Origin of the sequence: Streptomyces sp. NBC_00414, assembly GCF_036038375.1 — a bacterium.
Classification (GTDB): domain Bacteria; phylum Actinomycetota; class Actinomycetes; order Streptomycetales; family Streptomycetaceae; genus Streptomyces.
In genome coordinates this window covers 7,259,452-7,281,622 of record NZ_CP107935.1, presented here as the reverse complement: position 1 = coordinate 7,281,622, position 22,171 = coordinate 7,259,452, and the positions used below count along the sequence as shown (strand labels likewise).

14 protein-coding genes are annotated in these 22,171 nt (G+C 69.8%); 5 read left to right on the top strand and 9 right to left on the bottom strand.

All coding sequences use genetic code 11. The features are described 5' to 3' along the window. Nucleotides 1–29: 29 nt before the first annotated feature. The 6 genes from pulA to OHS59_RS31585 form a co-directional block, all read right to left on the bottom strand. Nucleotides 30–5,498 carry a pullulanase-type alpha-1,6-glucosidase gene (gene pulA, locus OHS59_RS31610; protein ID WP_328496748.1) on the bottom strand — a complete coding sequence of 1,823 codons (5,469 nt, stop codon included), beginning with the start codon at nucleotides 5,496–5,498 and terminating at the stop codon, nucleotides 30–32. A gap of 215 nt (nucleotides 5,499–5,713) precedes the next feature. Then, nucleotides 5,714–7,096: an alpha-amylase gene (locus OHS59_RS31605; RefSeq protein WP_328496747.1), complete on the bottom strand. Its 1,383-nt coding sequence runs from the start codon at nucleotides 7,094–7,096 to the stop codon at nucleotides 5,714–5,716. A 159-nt stretch (nucleotides 7,097–7,255) separates the two neighbouring features. Beyond that, nucleotides 7,256–8,938 (bottom strand): glycoside hydrolase family 13 protein, encoded by a 1,683-nt coding sequence (locus OHS59_RS31600; protein ID WP_328496746.1) that lies wholly within the window; start codon nucleotides 8,936–8,938, stop codon nucleotides 7,256–7,258. 164 nt (nucleotides 8,939–9,102) lie between these two features. Then, the gene (locus OHS59_RS31595) at nucleotides 9,103–10,014 is read right to left on the bottom strand and encodes a sugar ABC transporter permease (protein WP_328496745.1); all 912 of its coding nucleotides are present in this window, start codon (nucleotides 10,012–10,014) and stop codon (nucleotides 9,103–9,105) included. A gap of 13 nt (nucleotides 10,015–10,027) precedes the next feature. Next, on the bottom strand, nucleotides 10,028–11,032 hold the full coding sequence (locus OHS59_RS31590; RefSeq protein ID WP_328496744.1) for a carbohydrate ABC transporter permease: 1,005 nt from the start codon (nucleotides 11,030–11,032) through the stop codon (nucleotides 10,028–10,030). Nucleotides 11,033–11,154: 122 nt separating this feature from the next. Next, complete coding sequence (locus OHS59_RS31585) at nucleotides 11,155–12,429, bottom strand: extracellular solute-binding protein (protein WP_328496743.1); 1,275 nt, start codon at nucleotides 12,427–12,429, stop codon at nucleotides 11,155–11,157. A 497-nt stretch (nucleotides 12,430–12,926) separates the two neighbouring features. Here OHS59_RS31585 and OHS59_RS31580 point away from each other — a divergent pair, with 497 nt between their 5' ends. After that, a complete protein-coding gene (locus OHS59_RS31580; protein WP_328496742.1) occupies nucleotides 12,927–13,961 on the top strand; it encodes a LacI family DNA-binding transcriptional regulator in 1,035 nt (344 codons plus the stop codon). Between the two features lie 140 nt (nucleotides 13,962–14,101). Next, on the top strand, nucleotides 14,102–15,004 hold the full coding sequence (locus tag OHS59_RS31575; RefSeq protein ID WP_328496741.1) for a phosphatase PAP2 family protein: 903 nt from the start codon (nucleotides 14,102–14,104) through the stop codon (nucleotides 15,002–15,004). Nucleotides 15,005–15,019: 15 nt separating this feature from the next. On the opposite strand, the gene OHS59_RS31570 is transcribed toward OHS59_RS31575, so the two are convergent. Continuing rightward, nucleotides 15,020–15,952 (bottom strand): LysR family transcriptional regulator, encoded by a 933-nt coding sequence (locus OHS59_RS31570; RefSeq protein ID WP_328496740.1) that lies wholly within the window; start codon nucleotides 15,950–15,952, stop codon nucleotides 15,020–15,022. Between the two features lie 71 nt (nucleotides 15,953–16,023). On the opposite strand from OHS59_RS31570, the gene OHS59_RS31565 reads away from it, so the two are divergent. After that, a complete protein-coding gene (locus OHS59_RS31565; protein WP_328496739.1) occupies nucleotides 16,024–16,971 on the top strand; it encodes a DMT family transporter in 948 nt (315 codons plus the stop codon). A 70-nt stretch (nucleotides 16,972–17,041) separates the two neighbouring features. On the opposite strand, the gene OHS59_RS31560 is transcribed toward OHS59_RS31565, so the two are convergent. Both OHS59_RS31560 and OHS59_RS31555 read right to left on the bottom strand, forming a co-directional pair. Next, nucleotides 17,042–20,047, bottom strand: a complete 3,006-nt coding sequence (locus tag OHS59_RS31560) for a bifunctional [glutamine synthetase] adenylyltransferase/[glutamine synthetase]-adenylyl-L-tyrosine phosphorylase (RefSeq protein ID WP_328496738.1) — start codon at nucleotides 20,045–20,047, stop codon at nucleotides 17,042–17,044. Between the two features lie 169 nt (nucleotides 20,048–20,216). Continuing rightward, a complete protein-coding gene (locus tag OHS59_RS31555) occupies nucleotides 20,217–21,125 on the bottom strand; it encodes an NAD(P)-dependent oxidoreductase (RefSeq protein WP_328496737.1) in 909 nt (302 codons plus the stop codon). Between the two features lie 83 nt (nucleotides 21,126–21,208). Between OHS59_RS31555 and OHS59_RS31550 the strand changes: the two genes are divergently transcribed. Beyond that, nucleotides 21,209–21,580: a winged helix-turn-helix transcriptional regulator gene (locus tag OHS59_RS31550; RefSeq protein WP_328496736.1), complete on the top strand. Its 372-nt coding sequence runs from the start codon at nucleotides 21,209–21,211 to the stop codon at nucleotides 21,578–21,580. A gap of 102 nt (nucleotides 21,581–21,682) precedes the next feature. Next, complete coding sequence (locus OHS59_RS31545; RefSeq protein WP_328496735.1) at nucleotides 21,683–22,120, top strand: VOC family protein; 438 nt, start codon at nucleotides 21,683–21,685, stop codon at nucleotides 22,118–22,120. Nucleotides 22,121–22,171 lie beyond the last annotated feature (51 nt).

Genomic DNA, 22,171 nt, shown 5'->3' with positions numbered 1-22,171 from the left:
CGGAGCCGCCCCACCAATGTAGTGCCCTGTCAGGAGGTCCGGGAGAACACGGCCGCGGTCCGTCCGGGAACGGTGAACGTGGCCGAGTCCGGCGCGTAGGAGGCGGACTTGACGACGGTGTCCTCGCCGCGGGCCTGCACGGGGTGCAGTGCGTACCGCTTGCCCTTCAGGTCCGGCACCTTCTGTTCCTGCGCCCCGGGGGTCGCGTTGAGCACGACGACGAGGTCGCCGAGTTCCATCGTGATCACGCCGGGTGTCTCGTCCTTGCCGGACAGCGGGAACGACAGCTTCGACTGCACCTGTCCGGCGGTGCCGAGCCCGAAGTCGCTTTCACTCGTACGGATGCGCAGCAGGTCCTGGTATGCGGCGGACGCGCCCTCGATCTGCCGGCAGCCCACCTCGACGGAGGTCAGCAGGGGCTTGGCGTAGGACCACTTGGCCTCGTTGTCGGCGGCCGGCGGCAGCCCCCGCCCGAATCCGTTGCCGCTGCCGGTGCCGTCGCCGCAGTCCCAGTGGATGGCGTTGAACCAGTCGCCGCTGTCGTAGGAGTTGCGGTCGAGGGACTTGGACCGCAGCAGGTCGGTGCCCGCCTGGGAGAGCGTGGGCCCCTGCGACAGGGTGGCCGTGGCCATCGCGAGGACCTGCATCCGTGAACGCTCGGCCGCCGAGGTGCCCTTGGGCAGTTTGAAGGCGAGCGCGTCGAACAGCGACTCGTTGTCGTGCGCGTCCACGTAGGCGAGGGCGTCGCCGGGCGCGTCCGCGTATCCGGCGGGCGCCCCGTTGTAGTCGACCTCGGAGCCCTTGACCCGCTTGCCCGCGGTGTCGGTGAAGGTGTAGTCGGCGAGGTTGCCGGACAGGCCCACCTTGATCAGGTCCTGGTAGTGCAGGAGGCGGGCCTTCTGCTCGGCCGAAGTGCCGTTGTCGTCGGAGGAGTTGGGGTCGGTGTAGAGGCCGGAGGCGAAGCCCTGGACGCCGGGGTCCTCGTCGAAGGGGCCGCCGCCGCGTACGGCGTCACGGGCCCGGTCGGAGAAGGTGGCGATGCCGGTGCCGGCCATGTTCTTCTGGGTGGCCTGGACGAACCGGGCGTCGTCCGCGACCTCGCCGAAGTTCCAGCCCTCGCCGTAGAGGACGATCTTCTTGCCGTCGACGCCGTCCTTGGCGGGGGTGAGCGCGTCGAGGGCCTTGCGGACCGCGAGGATGTTGGCCTTGGGGTGGTGGCCCATCAGGTCGAAGCGGAAACCGTCGACCTTGTACTCCCTGGCCCAGGTGACGATCGAGTCGACCACCAGTTTGCCCATCATGGCGTTCTCGGGCGCCGTGTTGGCGCAGCAGGTGGAGGTGGCGACGCCGCCGTCGGCGAGGAGCCGCTGGTAGTAGCCGGGGACCACCTTGTCGAGCACGCTCGTGTCGGCCTGACCGCTCGCGGGGGTGTGGTTGTAGACCACGTCCATGACGACCCGCAGCCCGTCCTCGTTGAGCGACTTCACCATCTGCCGGAACTCGACCGTGCGGCGCGTCCCGTCGGGATCACTGGCGTACGAGCCCTCGGGCACCGTGTAGTGGTACGGGTCGTAGCCCCAGTTGTACGCGTCCTTCGCGGCGCTCTTCGCCACGCACTCCTGCTGCTTGTCGGAGTCGGCGGCGTAGGAGGGCAGATCGCAGTCGGGCGTGGCCTGGTCCGCCTTCTTCTCGGGGATGGTGGCGATGTCGAAGGCGGGCAGGAGATGAACGTACGAGGTCCCGGCCCCGGCCAGCTTCTTGAGGTGCTCGGAACCCGCGCTGTCCTTGTCGGTGAAGGCGCGGTAGGTGCCCTTGTCCTTCGCCGGGACGGTCCTGTCGTCGACGGAGAAGTCGCGGATGTGCAGTTCCTGGATCTGCGCGTCCTTCAGCGGGACGGCCGCGGGCTTCTTCAACCCCGACCAGCCTCCCGGCGCAAGGGACTTGTCGTCCAGGTCTACGACGAGGCTGCGCGCGGAGTTCGCGGTGAGGGCGACCGAGTAGGGGTCGGTGACCTTGTTGGTGACGAGTTGGCGGACGCTGGGCGCCCACACCTTCACGACGTACCGGTAGGGCTTGCCCTTCCAGGACGTGGGCCCGGTGACGGACCAGACGCCGGTGGCGGAGTCCCGTTTCATGGCGGTGGTGGTGCCGCCGATCTCCAGTGAGACCTGCTGGGCGGTCGGCGCCCAGACGGCCAGCGTGGGGCGGCCGGCGCGGAACGTCGGACCCAGGTCCGCCTTCGTCGCGGCGGTGCCGTACACGTCGTCGAGGACGCCCGCGATCTGTACGCCCGTCGCCGCGAGCACGGCTCCGTTGGCGGCCCGCTGGGAGGCGACCAGCTGGCCGCGCAGGGACTCGCGCACCCGGTCGCGGTCGCGCGGGTCGACGGACCAGGCCTGGTAGTCCTTGAGGTGCGGGAACTTCGCCTTCTGCGCGTCGGTGAGCGTGGCCCTGTCCAGCCGGAGCCACCGCTCGTCGTCGCTGGTGAGCGTGCCGTTCGCGGCCTTGATGCTCCCGTCCCGGGAGTACAGCAACTGGGTCGACGCGGCGCTCTCGTTGCCGTTCCAGGCCACGGTGTTCCGGTCGATCCAGACCGCCTTGGAGGTGGTCAGGTCGAGCGCTGCCGCGCTGCCCGCCGGCTGCGGCAGCAGGTACTTCTCCTGGCCACCCAGGAGCCACACTTCATATCCACTGGCGGTCAGGTCGAGCGACTGGTCGGTGGGAAGGTCCTTCTCGTCGCCCTTGTGGAGGATGTAGCTGAGGCTGGTGGCCCCTTCGGCGAGCGGCACCTCGTAGACGGCGCCGTACGTGTCGGTCCGCACCGGCTCCAGGGGCTTCGACCAGTCCGTGGGGTTCGCGGCGCCGGTCCAGGTGTGCAGACCCCAGCCGTCGTGGTCGCCGTCGGCACGCTGGTAGTGCAGGACCGCCTTGGTCCTGTCCGGGGCCGGATGGTCGGCGGCCGGCTTGTCGGTCCGTACGGCCTCCTTGCCCTGCTCGACCCAGACCTCGCCGGTCTTCGTGACGTCGATCGTGCGGTCGGCGGAGACGTCCTTGGCGCCGTCCTTGTCGATGACCAGGAAGTTCACGGCCGAGGCGCCCGGCTTCAGCTTCACGTGGGCGAAGGCGCCGTAGGCGTCCCGGCCGGTGAAGTCGTGGCCCTCGGGCCAGGTGGTTCCCTCACCGTCGGCGATGTCGCCCCAGGCATAGAGCCGCCAGTCGGTGTAGTCGCCGTCCTCGCGCTTGTAGTGGACGATCGCGTAGTCGCGCGAGGAGGCGGTAGGCACCTCCGCCACGGGCGGGATGCCGGTGGTGGAGGCGGCCGTCGCGCTCACCGTGCGTCCGGCCGAGTCGATGACAACGGCCTTGTAGCGCAGGGCGGTTCCGGCCGGCACGTCCTCGCCGACGACCTGGGTGACCTTGTAGGGGGCGTGGTCGGCGGAACCCAGCGTCTTCCACTTGCCGTTGCCGACCTGGGCGGCGAAGACGACGCGGTCGAGCCGACCGCCGCCCCCGTCGACGTCGGCGGAGATCTCGACCGTGCCGGTGGCGCCCGCGGCGGGCGCCTTCAGCGTGACGGACGGCTTGGCGCCGGGCGCCGGGACCCTGCCCGCGGCCTTGAACACGACCGCGGAACCGGCCGGGACGGTCACGGTGATCTTCTTGTCGGAGCCACTCCTCAGCGTGCCCTCGGCCCCGTAGATCCCACGGAAGGTCATCCCCGCCGAACCGGTCGCGAAGGTGGCGCTCTTCGCCGCGCCCGCGTTGTTCACAGCGACCACGTACTCGACGCCGGTCCTCGCGTCCGTACGGGAGAAGGCGTAGACGCCGGCGCCGTCGGCCGCGTACCGCTCGGTCTGTACGCCGTCCGCGAGGGCGGGATCGGCCTTGCGAAGCTTGGCGAGCGCGGCGATCTGCCGGTACAGGGGCGCGTTCGTGTCGTACGCGTCCTCGGCGTGCGTGCGGTCGGTGCCGAGCCGGTCGTCGTCCAGGTAGTCGGCGGTCCTCGACGCGAACATGGTCTGGCGGGCGTCCTTGTCTCCGCCCGCACCGGTGAAGCCCTGCTCGTCGCCGTAGTAGACGACGGGGTTGCCGCGGCCGAGGAACATCAGCTCGTTGGCGAGCCTGCTCTTCTTCACCAACTCGGCGTCGGACGCGCCGGGGTTGTCCTGCTTGAGGAACGAACCCATGCGGCCCATGTCGTGGTTGCCGAGGAAGGTGACCTGCTCGTACGCGTTGGCCTTGTCCGTCGTGTACTTGTAGTCGTCCCCGAAGACCGAGGCGAGCCGCTGCGCGCTGCCGCCCTGGGAGGCGTACGCCCGTGCCGCGTCCTGGAACGGGAAGTCGAGGGTGGAGTCGAGGCGGCCCTCGGTGACGTACGGGGAGGTGATCGACGTGTCCGCCGAGTACACCTCACCGAACATGAAGAAGTCGTCCCGGCCGTGCCTGGACGCGTACGCGTCCAGGGCGGTGGCCCACTGGGTCCAGAACTCCATGTCGACGTGCTTGACGGTGTCGATCCGGAAACCGTCGATGTCGAAGTCCCGCACCCACCGCTGGTAGATCTTCTCCATGCCGGTGACGACCTCGGGACGCTCGGTCCACAGGTCGTCGAGCCCGGAGAAGTCACCCTGCTCGGAGCTCTCCCCGGCGAAGGCCGAGTCGCCGCGGTCGTGGTACATCGTCGGGTCGTTGAGCCAGGAGGGGACCTTGGCGTTCTTCTTCGCGGGGGCCACGACGGGGGTACGCGGGAAGGAGTCACGGTCGACGGCGGGGAACTTCCGGTCCCCGTCGGCGTACTCGGTGTCGTCGAAGGGCTCGCCGTCCTTCGTCAGATACGGGAAGGCGCCCTTGGAAAGGTAGGAGTAGGACTTCTCCTCGTAGTCGACGACGTCGGCCGTGTGGTTGGTGATGACGTCGAAGAAGACCTTCATGCCCTTGCCGTGGGCCTTGTCGATCAGCCGTTCCAGGTCCGCGTTCGTCCCGAAGTGCGGGTCGACCTGCGTGAAGTCGGTGATCCAGTAACCGTGGTAGCCGGCCGAGGCTCCCCCAGACTCCGTCTGGGAGGTGCCCCCAGTGCCGGTGCCCTGCACGGGCTGGTTCTTGAAGATCGGCGCCAGCCAGATGGCGGTGGTGCCGAGGTCCTTGATGTAGTCGAGCTTCTTCGTCAGGCCCTTGAGGTCGCCGCCCTGGTAGAAGCCCTTGTCGGTGGGGTCGTAGCCCGTTTCGAGCCGGGAGCCGGTGAGGCCGCCCTTGTCGTTCGCCGTGTCGCCGTTGGCGAACCGGTCCGGCAGGACGAAGTAGAACTGCTCGCGGGTGAGGTCGTTACGGGCCGGCGTCTTCGCCAGGGCCGCGTCCGACGGGGGTGCGGGTGGGGCTGCCGCGCTCGCGGCGAGGGGCTGGACCAACGCTGCGGCGAGGGTGGCCGCGGCGACGGCCGCGGTCCGTCTGCGACGCGGGGAACGGGGCGCTCTGGGCGGCGCCGGCCATGTCGGTATCACGGGCCTGAACTCCTTGCGGTGGGATCCGCGTGACCGTATCGCCGCTGAAACCCTTTCAGCAAGAGTCTTGCAAAGGGTAGAAAACAGTTTCAGCGACGGTCCTGGCCGGCACCGGCCACAACCAAAGGACTGCGCCGTTCCCCGCGCCGTCAGGGGCGCGGGGAACGGCGCAGTCTTTTGGGTCGGCCCCCGCCCAGCCGCAGGCGGAACGGCAGTCAGCAGGTGGACTTGCCTGCGTATACCGCCAGCGCCGTGTTCGCGGCGAGCGTCGTCGTCAGCTGACCCGAGCCGTTCACCGTCACGGTCGACCCCGCCTGCACATTGCAGTACGTGCCCGCGGCGAGCGACGTCTGATAGGTGCGCGAAAGCGAGGAAGACTCGTGGTTGATGGCCACGAACCCCTTCCCGCCCCGGCCGAAGGCGATCGCGTCACCCCCGTTGTCCCACCAGTTGGTGACCGACTCGCCCCGGACGGTGTTGCGGAAGGCGACCATCGACCGGATTTCCGGCCAGGCGTGCTGGCACTTCCAGCCGTCCTGCCAACAGGCGTTCACCGAACCCCCGTTGGGCGGCCCGGCGTCCGTCGACGAGAACTCGTACCCGGAGTTGATGTCGGGCGCCCCGTACGGGTACGCCAGCATGAACACGTTCGCCAGGGTGTAGTTCGCGTTGTCCTTGTAGCTGAGCGTCGACCCGTTGCGCTCGGTGTCGTGGTTGTCGACGAAGACCCCCGAGACCCCGCTGCTCATGTACCCCCAGCCCTCGCCGTAGTTCTTCAGGTAGGCGAGGTTCTCGTTGTTGAAGACGCGCTTGAGGTCGAACGCGTACCGGAACTCCTGGACGTCCCCGGTCCCGGTGTACTCGGTGAGCTGGACCGCCTCGCCGGCCCCGTAGATGGCTTCCTGCTTCCAGTAGGCGGACGTGTTGCTCAGCCGCCCCTTGATGTTGGCGAGGTCGGCGGCCGGTATGTGCTTGGCCGCGTCGACGCGGAAGCCGTCGACACCGAGGGAGAGCAGGTCGTTGAGGTACTTGGCGATGGCGGAGCGGACGTACTCCTCGCCGGTGTCCAGGTCGGCGAGCCCGACGAGTTCGCAGTTCTGGACGTTCCCGCGGTCCTGGTAGTTGCTGATCTGCGCGGTGCAGTTGTCGAAGTCGGGCGACGAGTACAGGCCCGGGTAGTCGTACTTCGTGTAGGACGAGCCGCCCGTACCGGTGCCGCTGCCCGCCGACATGTGGTTGATGACCGTGTCGGCGACGACCTTCACACCGGCCGCGTGACAGGTGCTGACCATGTTCTGGAAGGCCGTACGGTCACCGAGGCGCCCGGCGATCTTGTAGCTGACGGGCTGGTACGAGGTCCACCACTGCGAGCCCTGTATGTGCTCGGCGGGCGGCGAGACCTGGACGTATCCGTAACCGGCCGGGCCCAGCCGGTTGGTGCACTCCTTGGCCACGGAGGCGAAGTTCCACTCGAAGAGGACGGCGGTGACGTCCTTGGTGCCTGGTGGGGAGGCGTGTGCGGGGCCGGCGGTGCTCGCGGGGACGACGAACGCGGCGGCCGCCACGGCGAGCGCACAGGACAGAGCTCTCTTGGCCATGTGGGGGTCCCTTCTCCGTTGAAGGTTCTTGCTGCAAAATTCAACAGCAGTGCGGTGCCGCAGATCGTAGAAGCCCGCCTCCCAAAGCGGAAGACGGGCTTCTGAAAATTCCTGAAAGTTCTTACAGGAGACGTGGGTTGACGGACGGTTGGTGGACGGTCAGTCGGCGATCCACCACACGGTGGCGTCAGCGGGCAGCTTCGCCTCGCCGTCGTCCGTGACGGTCACCTCGCCGCTCGCGAGCAGCACCCGCCCGTACGCGCGGACGGTCGCCGCCTCTCCCCCGGTGTTGGCGGTGCAGACGAACGCCCCACGGCGGAAGGCCAGCACCCCTTCGGGCGCCTTGAGCCACCCGACACGGTCGCCCGCGCCGAGGTCGGCCTGCTCACTGCGCGCGGCGAGCGCGGCCCGGTACAGCTCAAGGGTCGAGCCGGTCACCCCGGTCTGCGCCTCGACGCTCAGCTCGCCCCACCCGGACGGCTGCGGGAGCCAGCTGCCGCCACCGCCGAACCCGTACGAGGAGCCCTCGCGGTTCCACGGGATGGGTACCCGGCAGCCGTCGCGGAACCCGTCCTGGCCGGCGCCCCGGAAGTACGCGGGGTCCTGGCGGACCTCGTCCGGCAGGTCGACGACGTCCGGCAGGCCCAGTTCCTCGCCCTGGTACAGGTACGCGGACCCGGGCAGCGCGAGCATCAGGAGGGTGGCCGCACGCGCTCGGCGCAGGCCCAGTTCGCGGTCTCCGGCGAGGCGGATCTGGGTGCCGAGCCCGGCCGGGTTGGCGAACCGGGTCGCGTGCCGGGTCACGTCGTGGTTGGACAGCACCCAGGTGGCGGGGGCGCCCACGGGGCGCATCGCGTCGAGGGTGCGGTCGATGCAGGCACGCAGCTCCTCGGCGTCCCAATGGGTGCTCAGGTACTGGAAGTTGAAGGCCTGGTGCAGTTCGTCGGGGCGCACGTAGTTGGCGGTGCGCTCGACGGTCGGCGTCCACGCCTCGGCGACGAAGATGCGGTCGCCCGAGTACTCGTCCAGCACGAGCCGCCACTGGCGGTAGATCTCGTGCACACCGTCCTGGTCGAAGAACGGCATGACATCGTTGCCCAGGAGCTTCAGCTGCTCGTGGGATCCCAGGTCGGGCAGTCCTTCCGCCTTCACAAGGCCGTGGGCCACGTCGATCCGGAAGCCGTCGACGCCGATGTCGAGCCAGAACCGCAGCACCGAGCGGAACTCGTCGCCGACCGCCGGGTGGTCCCAGTCGAAGTCGGGCTGCTCGGGCGCGAAGAGGTGGAGGTACCACTCGCCGGGGGTGCCGTCCGGCTCGGTGACGCGGGTCCAGGCGGGGCCGCCGAAGATGGACTCCCAGTCGTTGGGCGGCAGTTCACCGTTCTCGCCCTTGCCGGCGCGGAAGTGGTAGCGCTCCCGGGTCGGCGAACCGGGCCCCTCCGCGAGGGCGCGCTTGAACCACTCGTGCTGGTCGGAGGAGTGGTTGGGGACGAGGTCGACGATGATCCTCAGGCCCAGTTCATGGGCGTCGCGGATCAGCGCGTCGGCGTCGAGCAGATTGCCGAACATGGGGTCCACGGCCCGGTAGTCGGCCACGTCGTAACCCGCGTCGGCCTGCGGCGACGCGTAGAAGGGGCTGAGCCACACGGCGTCGACGCCGAGGTCTCGCAGATACGGGAGTCGGGAACGTACGCCCTCCAGGTCGCCCATGCCGTCACCGTTGCTGTCGGCGAAGCTGCGCGGATAGACCTGGTAGATCACCGCGTCGCGCCACCAGTCGCGGCGGTCGGCGACGGTCACAAGAGCGGAGTTCGGCGCCGGGTCGGCGGAGTGCTGGCTCATAACATCCTTGATACGTAACGGAGTCACACGGTCAGGTTCAGACACTGGGGGCGCCGAAGGGGCGCGGGGCTGTATCGATATGCGGCCTCCGCCGCGTGGGCGCGCCCAGCCACGACGGGGCCGCGGACAGCCAACGACCTCAGCGGCTCGCGTCCCGGCAGGGGTCACCCCTTCGTGCCACCCGCGGTCAAACCGGTCACCAGGTTCTTCTGCACAAGGTAGAAGAACGCCGACACCGGAATGGCCACCAGCACAGCCGTCGCGGCCATCAGGTTCCGCTGGGCGTCGTGCTCACTGACAAAGCTCTGCAGCCCGACCGCGAACGTGTACTTCGTGTCGGACAGCATGAACGTCGAGGCGAACGCGACCTCGCCGAACGCGGTGATGAAGCTGTAGAACGCGGCGACGGCGAGACCCGGCTTGGCGAGCGGCAGTATCAGCCGGAAGAACGTGCCGAAGGGCGAGAGCCCGTCGACGCGCCCCGCCTCGTCGATCTCGAAGGGGATCGTGTCGAAGTACCCCTTGAGGAGCCACGCGCAGTACGGCACGGCCGTCGAGCAGTAGACGAGGATCAGGCCGAAGTAGTTGTCGATGAGCTGGAGTTCGCTCAGGATCTCGTACATCGGGACCATCAGTACGGCGACCGGGAACATCTGGGTCACCAGCAGGACCCACATGAACTTCTTGTAGCCGGGGAAGCGCATGCGTGAGACCGCGTAGCCGGTGGTGGCGGCGACCAGGACACCGATGACGGTCGTGCCCAGCGACACGACGAGCGTGCTCCACAGCCAGTCGAAGAACGGCGTGTGCTGCAACACGAACGTGTAGTTGTCGAACGTCATCTTGCCGAGGATGCCCCCGGGGTGCAGGTAGTCGTCCTTGTCCGGGCCGAGGGACAGGTAGACCAGCCAGGCGATCGGGAACAGGGCTATCAGGCTGGCGACGATGAGGATGCCGTGCGAGGTCAGGGCCCCGGCGCGACTGCGCTCACCGCGCCTCGGCCCCTTGCCCGCCGGCGCGGCGCCCGCGGGGGCCCCGCCCACCGGGGCGGGGGTCTTGACGGTCGTGGTGCTCATGGGGGCTCCTGCCTCAGATCGCGAGCTGCTGCTCATTGCGGGCCAGCCAGCGGCGGTAGACGGAGGTGAAGACGATCAGGATGGACAGCAGCAGGACGCCGTACGCGGCGGACTGCGCGTAGTCGCGCGGCTGTTGGCCGAAGCCCAGTTGGTAGGCCCAGGTGACGAGGATCTGCGCGTCCGGCGCGGTGTCGCCGAAGAGCAGGAAGATGATGGCGAACTGGTTGAACGTCCAGATGATGCCCAGCAGTACGACGGTGGAGCTGACCGACTGCAGGCCCGGCAGGGTCACGTGCCGGAAGCGCTGCCAGGCGCCCGCGCCGTCCATCTCGGCGGCCTCGTACAGGACCGGGTCGATGGACTGCAGGCCGCCGAGCAGCGAGACCATCATGAACGGCACACCGCACCAGGTGTTGACCATGATCGCGGCGGTCCGCTGCCAGAAGGTGTCCTCGAGCCAGAGCGGCGAGGGCAGATGCACCGCGTCGAGCATGGAGTTGATGATGCCGCCGTCGGCGAGCATGAAGCGCCAGCCGAAGACGGTGACGAAGGTCGGCACGGCCCACGGCAGGACGAGTACGAGCCGGTAGAACGTGCGGCCGCGCAGCTTCTGGTTGAGCAGCAGCGCGAGGCCCAGCCCGATGGCGTAGTGGAGCAGCACGCACACCGCCGTCCACACGATCGTCCAGATGAAGTGCGACCAGAACCGGTCGTACGCCGTCGGTCCCCACAGGATGTCGGCGTAGTTGTCCAGGCCGATGAACTCGTACGTGGCGTCGATGTGGTTGACGCCGATCGTGCGGGCCGAGTTGAGGCTGGTGGCGTCGGTGAACGTCAGGTAGATGCCGCGCAGCAGCGGATAGAGCACCAGTACACCGAGTACGACGACGACCGGGGCGGTCATCGCGTACGCGTACCAGTACTTGCGGTACGCGTGCTTCATGCGCTGGAGCGGGCCGGGGCGCGGGGCCCGGCTCCCCCGGCGCTTGCCGGTCGCGCGGTCGATGACGACTGTCATGGTTCGACACCTTCTGGAAAATCAGGGGCTGATCAGCAGGCCTGTCGTGGGCGTGGGCATGGCCGGTGGCCGCCGGACCGTTCCCGCCACGGCGGGCGGGACGGTCCGGCGGCCACCCGGGCTCACTTGCTGAAGTCCGGGACCAGCTTGGCGATCGCGGTCTCGGCGTTGCTCAGGCCCTTGTCGAGGGACTCCTTGCCACCGGCGACCTTGGGCAGCTCGGTGTCGAGCGGACCCCACAGGGAGCTGTACTCGGGCAGCGCCGGACGCGGCTGGGCCGCGGCGAGCACGCCCTGGTAGCCGGCGATCCCCGGGTCGGACTTGACCTCGGTGGTGTAGGCGTCGTCGCGGGTCGGCAGCGTGGAGTTCTTGAGCGCGACGGTCTCCTGGGACTTCGCCGAGGTCATGAACTTCAGGAACTTGAGCGAGGCCTCCTGGTGGGCCTTGTCCGAGCCCGCGTACACGGAGAGGTTGTGGCCGCCGGTCGGGGCGCCCGCCTTGCCGCTGCTGCCGGCCGGGACGGTGGCGATACCGAGGTTGCCCTTGTCCTTGAAGGCCGAGCCCTTGTAGAAGTTCGTGATCTCCCACGGGCCCTGGATGATCGAGGCGACCTTGCCGTTGACGAAGGCGTCCTGGATGTGGGCGTACGCGTCGGCGGTGGTGTCGGCCTTGTGCAGGCCCTTGCCGTCGAACAGGCCCTGCCAGGTCTCGTAGCCCTTGACCGCCTCGGGCGAGTTGACGGTGATCTTCTTGGCGTCGGCGTCGACCGTGTCGGTGCCCTCGCCGTAGAGGAACGACTGCGCGTAGTAGGCCTGGGTGGAGCCCCAGTAGCCGTCGACGCCCGTCTTCTTCTTCACGGTGCCGGCGTCCGTCTTGAGGTCGGCCCAGGTGGTGGGCGCCGCGTCGATGCCGGCCTTCGCGAAGAGCTTCTTGTTGTAGACCAGCGCGAGGGTGTCGGTGACCAGCGGCACACCGTACGTCTTGCCCTCGTACTTGGCCTGCTCGATCAGGCTGGGCTGGAACTTGTCCTGCTCCGCGAGGGCCTCGGTGCCGTCGAGCGGCAGGAAGAAGCCCTTCTTGGCGAACGCTGGGGTCCAGCCGACCTCGGACCGCAGGACGTCCGGAGCGCCCTTGGAACCGGCGGCGGTGTCGAACTTGTTCTGCGCCTGGTCGAAGGGCACGTTGACGTACTTGACCTTGATGTCCGGGTTGGCCTTCTCGAATTCCTTCACGAGGGCCTTGTACGTCGGTGCCTCGTTGGTGGCGTTGGACGTGTCCCACCACGTGAGGGTGACCGGGCCGTCCGCCTTGCCACTGTCGTCGCTGTCTCCGCCGCAGGCCGTCGCCGCGAGAGCGAGGGACGCCACCAGTGCGGTGGCCGCTATGCCACGCCGCATGAGTTCTCCTTGAGGGTGAAAGCCCGTGTGCTTCGAGGGGGCGGTCCCGTCCGCCGTCCCTGCCGACTCGCCGACCGCACCGTTGCCGCCGTCGGGCGACGTGAACGTAACAGCGATGAAAGCGTCGCGAAAGGCCTTGCAGCAAAAAAGTGCAAGACCGAGGGACAGTTACCCCGCCGTGACCTCTTCGGAACCGTCCTGATCTGCCTGGATGCCTTGCCACAGGGGGATTCGTAGGGTGTGGGACCGCTGTGCAAGACTCTGCAAGCTCTTGCCATACCCGTCCGTCACGGGGATCATCGGCCCTCGGCGCCTTGCAGGAACCACCCCGCCCCCACGGGCGCACGCGGCGGACCACGACCACCCCCACACGACAGTGCCGACCAGAATCACGAGGGAACGCGATGACGCAGCAGCCCGGAGCGGGCCGTCCACATGCCCGTGCACGGCGTTCGTTCAGTGGGCAACGCGATCCCCGGCCGGTACAGTCCAATCCCGTGACCACACGGCTTGCCGACATCGCAGCGCAGGCGGGGGTGAGCGAAGCGACCGTCAGCCGCGTCCTGAACGGGAAGCCGGGCGTCGCCGCCACCACCCGCCAGTCCGTTCTGGCCGCGCTCGACGTGCTCGGCTACGAGCGTCCCGTCCGTCTGCGCCAGCGCAGCGAGGGGCTCGTCGGGCTGATAACCCCGGAGCTGGAGAACCCGATATTCCCGGCCCTGGCCCAGGTCATCGGTCAGGCGCTGACGCGGCAGGGCTACACGCCGGTCCTCGCGACCCAGACTCCGGGCGGCTCCACCGAGGACGAGCTGACCGAGATGCTGGTCGACCGGGGGGTCGCCGGCATCATCTTCGTCTCCGGACTGCACGCGGACACCTCCGCGGACATGCAGCGCTACGAGCAACTGCGCGGGCAGGGAGTGCCGTTCGTCCTCGTCGACGGTTTCTCGCCGAAGGTGCAGGCGCCCTTCATCTCGCCGGACGACCGGGCGGCGATGGCCCTGGCGGTCACGCACCTCGTCTCGCTCGGCCACACCCGGATCGGTCTCGCGCTCGGGCCGAAGCGGTTCGTGCCGGTGCAGCGCAAGATCGAGGGCTTCGTCCGCACGATGCAGGACCTGCTGGGCCTGGCCGCGGCCGACATCGAGGAGCGCCTGGTCCAGCACTCGCTGTACACGCTGGAGGGCGGACAGGCGGCCACGGCGGCGCTCATCGACCGCGACTGCACGGCGATCGTCTGCGCCAGCGACATGATGGCGCTGGGTGCCATACGGACGGCCCGGCAGCGCGGCCTCGAAGTCCCGGACGACATCTCCGTCGTCGGCTTCGACGACTCCCCGCTGATCGCCTTCACGGACCCGCCCCTCACCACGGTCCGCAAGCCGGTACCGGCGATGGGCCAGGCCGCGGTGCGTACGCTGCTGGAGGAGATCGGCGGGACACCGGCGCCCCACAGCGAGTTCGTGTTCATGCCGGAACTGGTGGTGCGGGGCTCGACGGCTTCGTCCCCCGGGGACCGCAATCGCACGTGACCGCACATCATCGCGCGTGATCATGCGTGCCGTCGTGCGCAGGGAGTAGTGCTCCACCTACTTCAGGTGTAGAACGTGCGACCAGGACCCACCCAAGGGATGATCGGTCGGGAAAGGCTCATCTGGCAGACTCTGTCCCTATGGGTGAGAGCACCGTGACGACACTGGAAGGCCAGGAGCAGGCCCCTCCACAGCCCGTCGCGGACGAGGCGCACGGCAGCGCGGGACACCGTTTCCTGCGAAGGCCGCGCACGCCCCGCCGCCCCCGGCTCTGGTTCGAGATCCTGCTCATCGGCGTGAGTTACTGGACGTACTCACTGATCCGCAACGCGGTTCCGGAGCAGCGGACCCAGGCGCTGGAGAACGCCGACTGGCTCTGGAGGACGGAGCACCACCTCGGCATCGCCGTGGAGGAGTCCGTCAACCACACCGTGAACTCGGTGACTTGGCTGATCGTCGGTATGAACTACTACTACGCGACCCTGCATTTCGTGGTGACCATCGGCGTCCTGGTGTGGCTCTACCGCAGCCACCCCGGCCGGTACGCGGCCACCCGCACGGTCGTCTTCGCCACCACGGGCGTGGCACTGGTCGGTTACTACCTGTATCCGCTGGCCCCGCCGCGCCTGATGAACGGCAACGACTTCATCGACACGGTCGTGGTCCACCAGACCTGGGGCTCGATGGCCTCCGGCGACCTGAAGAGCATGTCGAACCAGTACGCCGCGATGCCCTCCATGCACATCGGCTGGTCCCTGTGGTGCGGCCTCACGATCTTCGCCCTGGCGTCCGTCCCGTGGGTACGGGTCCTGGGTCTGCTCTACCCCGTGGCGACCCTGGTGGTCATCGTCGCCACGGCCAACCACTTCTGGCTGGACGCGGTGGGCGGCATGGCCTGCCTGGCGTTCGGCTTCGCGGTGGCGAGAATCTGGTACGGATCCCTGCCGTACGCGCTTCCGCGGCAGGTCCCGCCCGGAGCCGGACCCAAGCCCTGGCCCAGAGTCAGGGCCAGGGCCAGGGCCAGGGTCGGGACCAAGGCCTGAGAGTCCGGGGCCGGGTCACTCCCCGCCCCCACCGTCTCCGTCGGCCTCCCTCAGCGCCTGGAGGAAGCTCCGCAGCGCGGGTGTCGGGGGCGCCGCCTCCCGTACGGCGGCGAAGATCACCCGGACCGGCTCCGGCCGGCGGACCTCCCGTACGACCACTCCGGGGTGCCTGCTGCCGAGGCCCAGGCGCGGGACCAGGCTCACGCCGAGGCCCGCCGCGACGAACCCCTGCGCGGTCACGTAGTCCTCGCTCTCCACCACGAACCGGGGCCGGAACCCGGCGGTCTCGCATGCCGAGAGCTGCGCGTCCAGGCAGGGTCCGGGCCACTCACTGCCCACCCACGGCTCCTCCGCGAGGTCGGCCAGCGCCACGGTCCGCCGTCCGGCCAGCCGGTGCCCCTTCGGCAGCACGGCGAGATACGGATCGTCGAGCAGCCGCACCAGCCGCACACCGTCCACCCCGGCCGCCTCCTCCCCCTCCTCATGGCTCTCGCTCTCCGGACGCACCACGAGGGCCAGGTCCGCCCTGCCCTCCCGTACGTCCGGCAGCGGGTCCTCGGGGTCGGTGAGCTTCAACTCGATCCGCACCCCCGGGTGTTCGGCCCGTACCCGGGCCACCGCCGGGGCGACCAGGGCGGCCCCCGCCGTCGCGAAGTACCGCACCGCGAGCCGCCCCGTACGGCCCGCCCGCAGGTCGGCGAGCGCGGTCTCGGCCTCGGCGACCTGGCGGCCGATGACGTCCGCGTAGCCGGTGAGGAGCAGCCCGGCCTCGGTGGGCCGCACGCCCCGTCCGACCCGTTCGAGCAGGGGTGTGCGGGCCTCCTTCTCCAGTACCGCGATCTGCTGGCTGACCGCCGAGGGCGTGTAGCCGAGCCGGGTCGCCGCCGCCGTCACGGAGCCGCTGGTCACCACGGCCCTGAGCATCTGCATGCGTCGCACATCAAGCATGTAGGACAGGTTAACGGTCCATGCAACATCTTTCACTTGTCCTTACAGAGTACGTGGCTCACCGTGGACGCATGCCGCTCACCTCGTCCCTGCGCATGGCTGCCCTGGCCCTCCTCTGGGGGTCGGGCTTCCTGTGGATCAAACTCGCCCTGAACCACGGCCTGTCCCCGGCCCAGATCACCATCACCCGCTGCGCCCTCGGCACGGCCGTGCTCCTCCTCCTGGCCCGCTCGGCCGGCCAGCGCCTCCCACGCGACCGCGGGACGTGGGGCCACCTCGTCGTCGCCGCCCTGTTCTGCAACGCGATCCCCTTCGCCCTCTTCAGCGTCGGTGAGCAGACGGTGGACTCCGGCATCGCGGGCGTGCTGAACGCGACAACTCCCCTGTGGTCGCTGCTGATCGGGATCGCCCTCGGCACGGACCGCGGGCTCGGCCGCACGCGCCTGGCCGGCCTGTTCCTGGGCTTCGCCGGTACGCTCCTGATCTTCGCCCCGTGGCACCGTTCGGGTCTGCTGACCTGGGGTGCGGTGGCGCTGCTGGCCGCGGCGGCGAGCTATGCGGTCGCCTTCGCGTACATGGCGCGCACGCTGACCGGGCGGGCGGCGCCGCTGGCCGTATCGGCGGCGCAGCTTCTGACGGCCACGGGGTGGACGTGCGTGGCGCTTCCCGCCGCCGGGGCCGTCCGGACCGACATCACGGGGCTGCTGGCGGTGACCGCGCTCGGTGTTCTCGGGACGGGGGTCACGTTCTATCTCAACTACCGCCTGATCGCGGACGAGGGGGCCACGAGTGCGGCGACGGTGGGGTATCTGCTGCCGGTGGTGTCGGTGGGGTTGGGTGCGCTTTTCCTGGGCGAGGAGGTCGGGTGGCGGGTGCTCGCGGGGATGGGTGTGGTGCTGGCCGGGGTGGCTTTGAGTCGCCACCGCCGCCCCTTCCCGTTCCCGACCACGCATGGGGGCTGCGCCCCCTCGCCCCCGAAATCGCGCTTCGCGCTCGTCCTCAGACGCCGGACGGGCTGAAATGCGTGCAGCCCGTCCGGCGTCTGAGGACCGGGGGTTCGGGGGCGGAGCCCCCGAGGAGAACCCGGCGTCACCCGCCGTAGAACAGCTCGTCCACGACCGCCCGCGCCCGCCGCGTCGTACGCCGATAGTCATCGAGCATGTCCCCCACATGCCCGGGGCCGTAACCCAGATACCGACCCACCGCCGCCAACTCCCGCCCGTCGGACGGAAACGTGTCCCCCGCCCGCCCCCGAACCAACATCACGGCGTTCCGCACCCGAGTCGCCAACACCCACGCCTCGTCGAGCGTCGACGCATCCTCCCCGGAGATCAGCTCGGCCGCACAGGCGGCGGCGAGCGCCTCCCGCGTGCGGGTGGTCCGAAGCCCCGGCTCCACCCACCCGTGCCGCAGCTGCAGCAACTGCACGGTCCACTCCACGTCGGACAGCCCGCCCCGCCCCAGCTTGGTGTGCAGCGTCGGATCGGCCCCGCGGGGCATCCGCTCGGTCTCCATCCGGGCCTTGAGCCGCCGGATCTCCCGTACGGCGTCCTCCCCGAGTCCTTCCGCCGGATACCGCAGCGGATCGGCGAGGTCGAGGAACCGCCGTCCCAACTCCTCGTCCCCCGCGACGACTTCGGCCCGCAGCAGCGCCTGCGACTCCCACACCAGTGACCAGCGCCGGTAGTAGGCCTCGTAGGACTTCAACGTCCGTACGAGCGGCCCGGACTTGCCCTCGGGCCGCAGGTCGGCGTCGATGAGCAGCGGCGGATCGGCGCTGGAGATCTGCAGCAGTCTGCGCATCTCGGAGACGACAGTGCTGGCGGCCCGCGAGGCCTCCTCCTCGCCCACGCCCTCCCGGGGCTCGTGGACGAACAGCACGTCCGCGTCGGACCCGTAACCCAGTTCGTGGCCGCCGAAGCGGCCCATGCCGATGACCGCGAAGCGGGTGGGCAGTGTCTCACCCCAGCCGTCGCGGACGACGGCGCGCAGGGTGCCGGCGAGGGTGGCCGCCGTGAGGTCCGAGATGGCGCCCCCGACGAGGTCGACCAGTGCGCCCTGGTCGGCGTTGGCGGGTGTCTCCTCGGTGCCGTAGGAGCTGACGATGTCGATGGCGGCCGTACGGAACAGCTCCCGCCGTCGTACGCCACGCGCGGCGGTGACCGCGGCCTCCCCCTTGCCTGCCCGGCCGACCGCGGACAGGATCTCCTGTTCGAGGTGGGCGCGGGTACGGGGTACGAGCCCGCCGCTTGAGCCGTTGCCGAGCAGGGCCACCGCCTCGGGCGCCCGCATCAGCAGGTCGGGGGCGAGGCGTCCGGCGGACAGCACCCGGGCGAGGTTCTCGGCGGCGGCGCCCTCGTCCCGCAACAGCCGCAGATACCAAGGGGTCTTGCCGAGCGCGTCCGAGACCTTGCGGAAGTTGAGCAGCCCCGCGTCGGGGTCGGCGGAGTCGGCGAACCAGCCCAACAGGACAGGCAGCAGGGTCCGTTGGATGGCGGCCTTGCGGGAGACGCCGGAGGCCAGCGCCTCCAGGTGACGGAGCGCGGCGGCCGGATCCGCGTAGCCGAGGGCCACCAGCCGCTCTCTCGCCGCTCCCGGGCTCAAACGGCTCTCGCCGGGGGCGAGTTGAGCGACGGCGTCGAGCAGCGGCCGGTAGAAGAGCTTCTCGTGCAGCCGGCGCACCACACCGGCGTGCCGCTTCCACTCACGGTTCAGCGTGGTGACGGGATCGGTCCGGAGCCCGAGCGAGCGCCCGAGGCGCCGCAGATCCGCCTCGTCCTCGGGCACGAGGTGCGTGCGCCGCAGCCGGAAGAGCTGTATGCGGTGTTCCATGGACCGCAGGAAGCGGTAGGCCTCGTCGAACTGCACGGCGTCGACGCGTCCCACGTAGCCGCCCGCGGCCAGTGCCTTCAGCGCGTCGAGGGTGGTTCCGCTGCGCAGTGACGTGTCGACCCGTCCGTGCACCAACTGCAGCATCTGCACGGCGAATTCGACGTCCCGCAGTCCGCCGGGGCCGAGCTTCAGCTCCCGCTCGATCTCGGCGGGCGGAATGTTCTCGACGACGCGCCGCCGCATCTTCTGCACGTCGGCGACGAAGTTCTCGCGCTCGGCGACCTGCCAGACGAGCGGCGACAGGGTGGAGACGTACTTCTCGCCCAGCACGACGTCCCCCGCGACGGCCCGTGCCTTCAACAGGGCCTGGAACTCCCAGGTCTTGGCCCAGCGCTGGTAGTAGGCGAGGTGGCTGCTGAGCGTGCGCACGAGCGGTCCGTTGCGCCCCTCGGGGCGCAGGTTGGCGTCGACGGGCCAGATGGACCCCTCGACGGTGGTCTCCGAGCAGATCCGCATCAGATGGGCCGCGAGCCGGGTGGCGGCCCGCATCGCCTTGTCCTCGTCGGCCGCGTCGACCCCGTCGGCGGGCTCCCCGACGAAGATGACGTCGACGTCGGACACGTAGTTCAGTTCGTGGCCGCCGCACTTGCCCATCGCGATCACCGCCAGCCGGCACATCCCGGCGTCCTCGGGCGCGGCGGCCTGGGCGATGGAGAGCGCGGCCCGCAGGGTGGCGGTCGCGAGGTCGGCCAGCTCGGCCGCGGCCTGGGCGACATCGGTGGTCCCGCACACGTCACGGGCGGCGATGGACAGCAGGCACCGCCGGTAGGCGACCCGCAGCGACACGGGGTCGCCCGCCTCGGCGAGCCCGCGCTCGAACTCCGCGACGCCGGGATGCAGGTCCTGCGGCTCGTACGTGACCAGGGCCTGCCAGTCGAGCGGGTGGCGCGCGAGGTGGTCGCCGAGGGCGTCGGAGGCGCCGAGCACCCCGAGCAGCCGGTCGCGCAGCGGCTTCGCCGCGATCAGCGTGTCGAGCAGCTCGCGCCGCCCCGCGTCGTTCTCCTGCGCCTCGACGATCCGGACGAGGCCCAGCAGGGCCAGGTCCGGGTCGGCGGTGGCGCCGAGCGCGTCGAGCAGGACCGGGTCGTTCGTCACCGCCGCGAGCTCCGGGCTGTCCAGCAGCCGCTCGGCGGCCGAGGGGTCGGTGAACCCGTGCCGGAGCAGCCGAGAGAAGGTACTGCTCCTGCGCCCCGGCACCGTCATCCCGGCCTCCGCCATCCCCCGCGATGTCACCCCACGCGGAGCCACCCATGCGATGCCGGCCATGCGGTGTCGCCCACGCGATCAAGGTCGTACGACTCCGAGCGTAACCGCACAGGCGCGGGGAAGCGCCTGGACGGCCGGGGGGTGTGCGCGCCGGTCCCGCGTCCGGTCAGCGCGGTTCCCGGATGCCGTCGATGACGCGGGTCCAGTTGTCGCCGCCGTGCCCGTCCTCGATCGCGCGCCGGTAGTGCGCCCGCACGGCCAGCGGGAGGGCCGGGTCGAGGCCGAGGGACCTGCTGGTCTCGACGATGTGGTCGGCCGTCGCCCCCATCATGGTGATGGTGCTGAGGTCGCCGGGGTGCTCGCCCGCGTCGAGCGCGGCGCCGGGGTGCTCCTCACCGGCCCGCAGGATCGCGCCGATCGAGTCGGCGGAGGAGAGCAGCTCCGGCAGTGCTTCCCCGGCCTTCACGCCCGCGCTGCCCAGCATCGCGGTGGCGTGCATCAGCGCGGACAGGGTGGTGAGGAACACCGCGAGTTGGGCCTGGTACATCAACTGGGCGAGGCCCGGGTCCTCGCCCAGGTACTTCGGTGTCCCGAGCGGTGTCAACGCCGCGAGCCTGCTCTCCAGCACCTCGCCGGGGCCGCTGTAGTAGACGTGGGCCGCCGCCGTGCCGACCATCGGCGCGGGGACCATGACACCTCCGGTGAGGAAGGCGGCGCCGTGCCCCGCCGCCCAGGCCGCCGCCTCGCGTGTGCGGTCGGGGGTGTCGGAACTCATGTTGCCCAGCGTCCGGCCGGCGAGCGATCCGGTGGCGCCGTCGAGGATGTCGTACATCGCCGCGTAGTCGGTGAGGCTGAGGATCACGAGGTCGCTCGCCTCGACCGCCTCGACGGGTGTCGCCGCGAGCGTCGCTCCGTCGGTGACGAGGCCGTCGGCCCGGCCGGCGGTGCGGTTCCAGACGGTGACGGGGTGGCCGGCGGTGAGGAGGGTGCGGGTCATCGCCCGGCCCATCGGACCGAGACCGATCACGGTGACGGCGCTGTTCGGGCTGCTGGTGAAGTTCTGTCGTTCGTTCACTCCTCCATGCTCGAAGAGCCTCACTAATCTAGGAAGTACGCACTATTTTCTGCGGTACTCACCTTTTCGTTAGGGGATCGACGATGGCCAGGGCTCCGAGACTCGGGCCTTACATCTGCGGCATCGACGCCGCGCTCGACGTGGTGAGCGGCAAGTGGAAGGGGCTGATCCTCTGGGAGCTCGAAACCCATCGCGTACGCCGTTTCGCCGAACTCCGTCGCGGCCTGCCGGGAGTCAGCGAGAAGATGCTGACGCAGCACCTGCGGGAGATGGAGGAGGACGGTCTCGTCCACCGGGAGGTCCATGCCGAGGTGCCGCCGAGGGTGGAGTACTCCCTGACCGAGCACGGGCGCACGCTCAACCAGGCGCTCGGGCCGCTCGGCGTCTGGGGGACGGAGCGGATGCGGCGCGAAGGCGCCGCGGCGGTGGACCCGGCCGAGACCGCACACGCCTGAGCACGCGGAAGGACCGACGCACTGCACAGAAGGCACGGCACAGAACCCACGGCACGAAACGCACGGCACGAAACGCACGGCATACGGCAAAGGAGTCGTTCCATGGACATGGCCCTTGAAGTGATCATGCTGCCGGTCACCGACATCGACCGGGCGAAGGCCTTCTACGAGGACAAGGTGGGCTTCCACGTCGACATCGACACGGAGGTGATGCCGGGCGCGCGGGTGGTCCAGCTGACACCCCCCGGTTCCGGCTGTTCGATCGCGCTCTCCAAGGGCGTGCCCATCCCGTCCGGGACCCCGCAACCGGGCACGTACCACGGCATGCAGTTGGTCGTCGCGGACGCCAAGGCCGCGTACGACGAACTGACCGCGCGGGGCCTGGAACTCAGCGAGCCCGTCGCGTACGCCCCTCAGGACGGCGGCACGTTCATGCACTTCACCGACCCGGACGGCAACGGCTGGGCCATCCAGGAGTACCGCGAGCGGGCGGCGAAGCCCCTGCACAAGCTGCTGACGGACCAGGCGGAACAGCCGTAACCCACCGGGCGGCAGTCCACCGGCCCGGACGAGACGAAGGGGCGGCCCCGT

Bases quoted from the DNA above. Each gene is read 5' to 3' on its own strand.
- OHS59_RS31560 (WP_328496738.1), bottom strand. From the start codon at position 20,047: ATGACGGTGCCGGGGCGCAGGAGCAGTACCTTCTCTCGGCTGCTCCGG.
- OHS59_RS31550 (WP_328496736.1), top strand. From the start codon at position 21,209: ATGGCCAGGGCTCCGAGACTCGGGCCTTACATCTGCGGCATCGACGCC.
- OHS59_RS31570 (WP_328496740.1), bottom strand. From the start codon at position 15,952: ATGCTTGATGTGCGACGCATGCAGATGCTCAGGGCCGTGGTGACCAGC.
- OHS59_RS31575 (WP_328496741.1), top strand. From the start codon at position 14,102: ATGGGTGAGAGCACCGTGACGACACTGGAAGGCCAGGAGCAGGCCCCT.
- OHS59_RS31565 (WP_328496739.1), top strand. From the start codon at position 16,024: ATGCCGCTCACCTCGTCCCTGCGCATGGCTGCCCTGGCCCTCCTCTGG.
- OHS59_RS31600 (WP_328496746.1), bottom strand. From the start codon at position 8,938: ATGAGCCAGCACTCCGCCGACCCGGCGCCGAACTCCGCTCTTGTGACC.
- OHS59_RS31590 (WP_328496744.1), bottom strand. From the start codon at position 11,032: ATGACAGTCGTCATCGACCGCGCGACCGGCAAGCGCCGGGGGAGCCGG.
- OHS59_RS31545 (WP_328496735.1), top strand. From the start codon at position 21,683: ATGGACATGGCCCTTGAAGTGATCATGCTGCCGGTCACCGACATCGAC.
- OHS59_RS31605 (WP_328496747.1), bottom strand. From the start codon at position 7,096: ATGGCCAAGAGAGCTCTGTCCTGTGCGCTCGCCGTGGCGGCCGCCGCG.
- OHS59_RS31595 (WP_328496745.1), bottom strand. From the start codon at position 10,014: ATGAGCACCACGACCGTCAAGACCCCCGCCCCGGTGGGCGGGGCCCCC.
- OHS59_RS31585 (WP_328496743.1), bottom strand. From the start codon at position 12,429: ATGCGGCGTGGCATAGCGGCCACCGCACTGGTGGCGTCCCTCGCTCTC.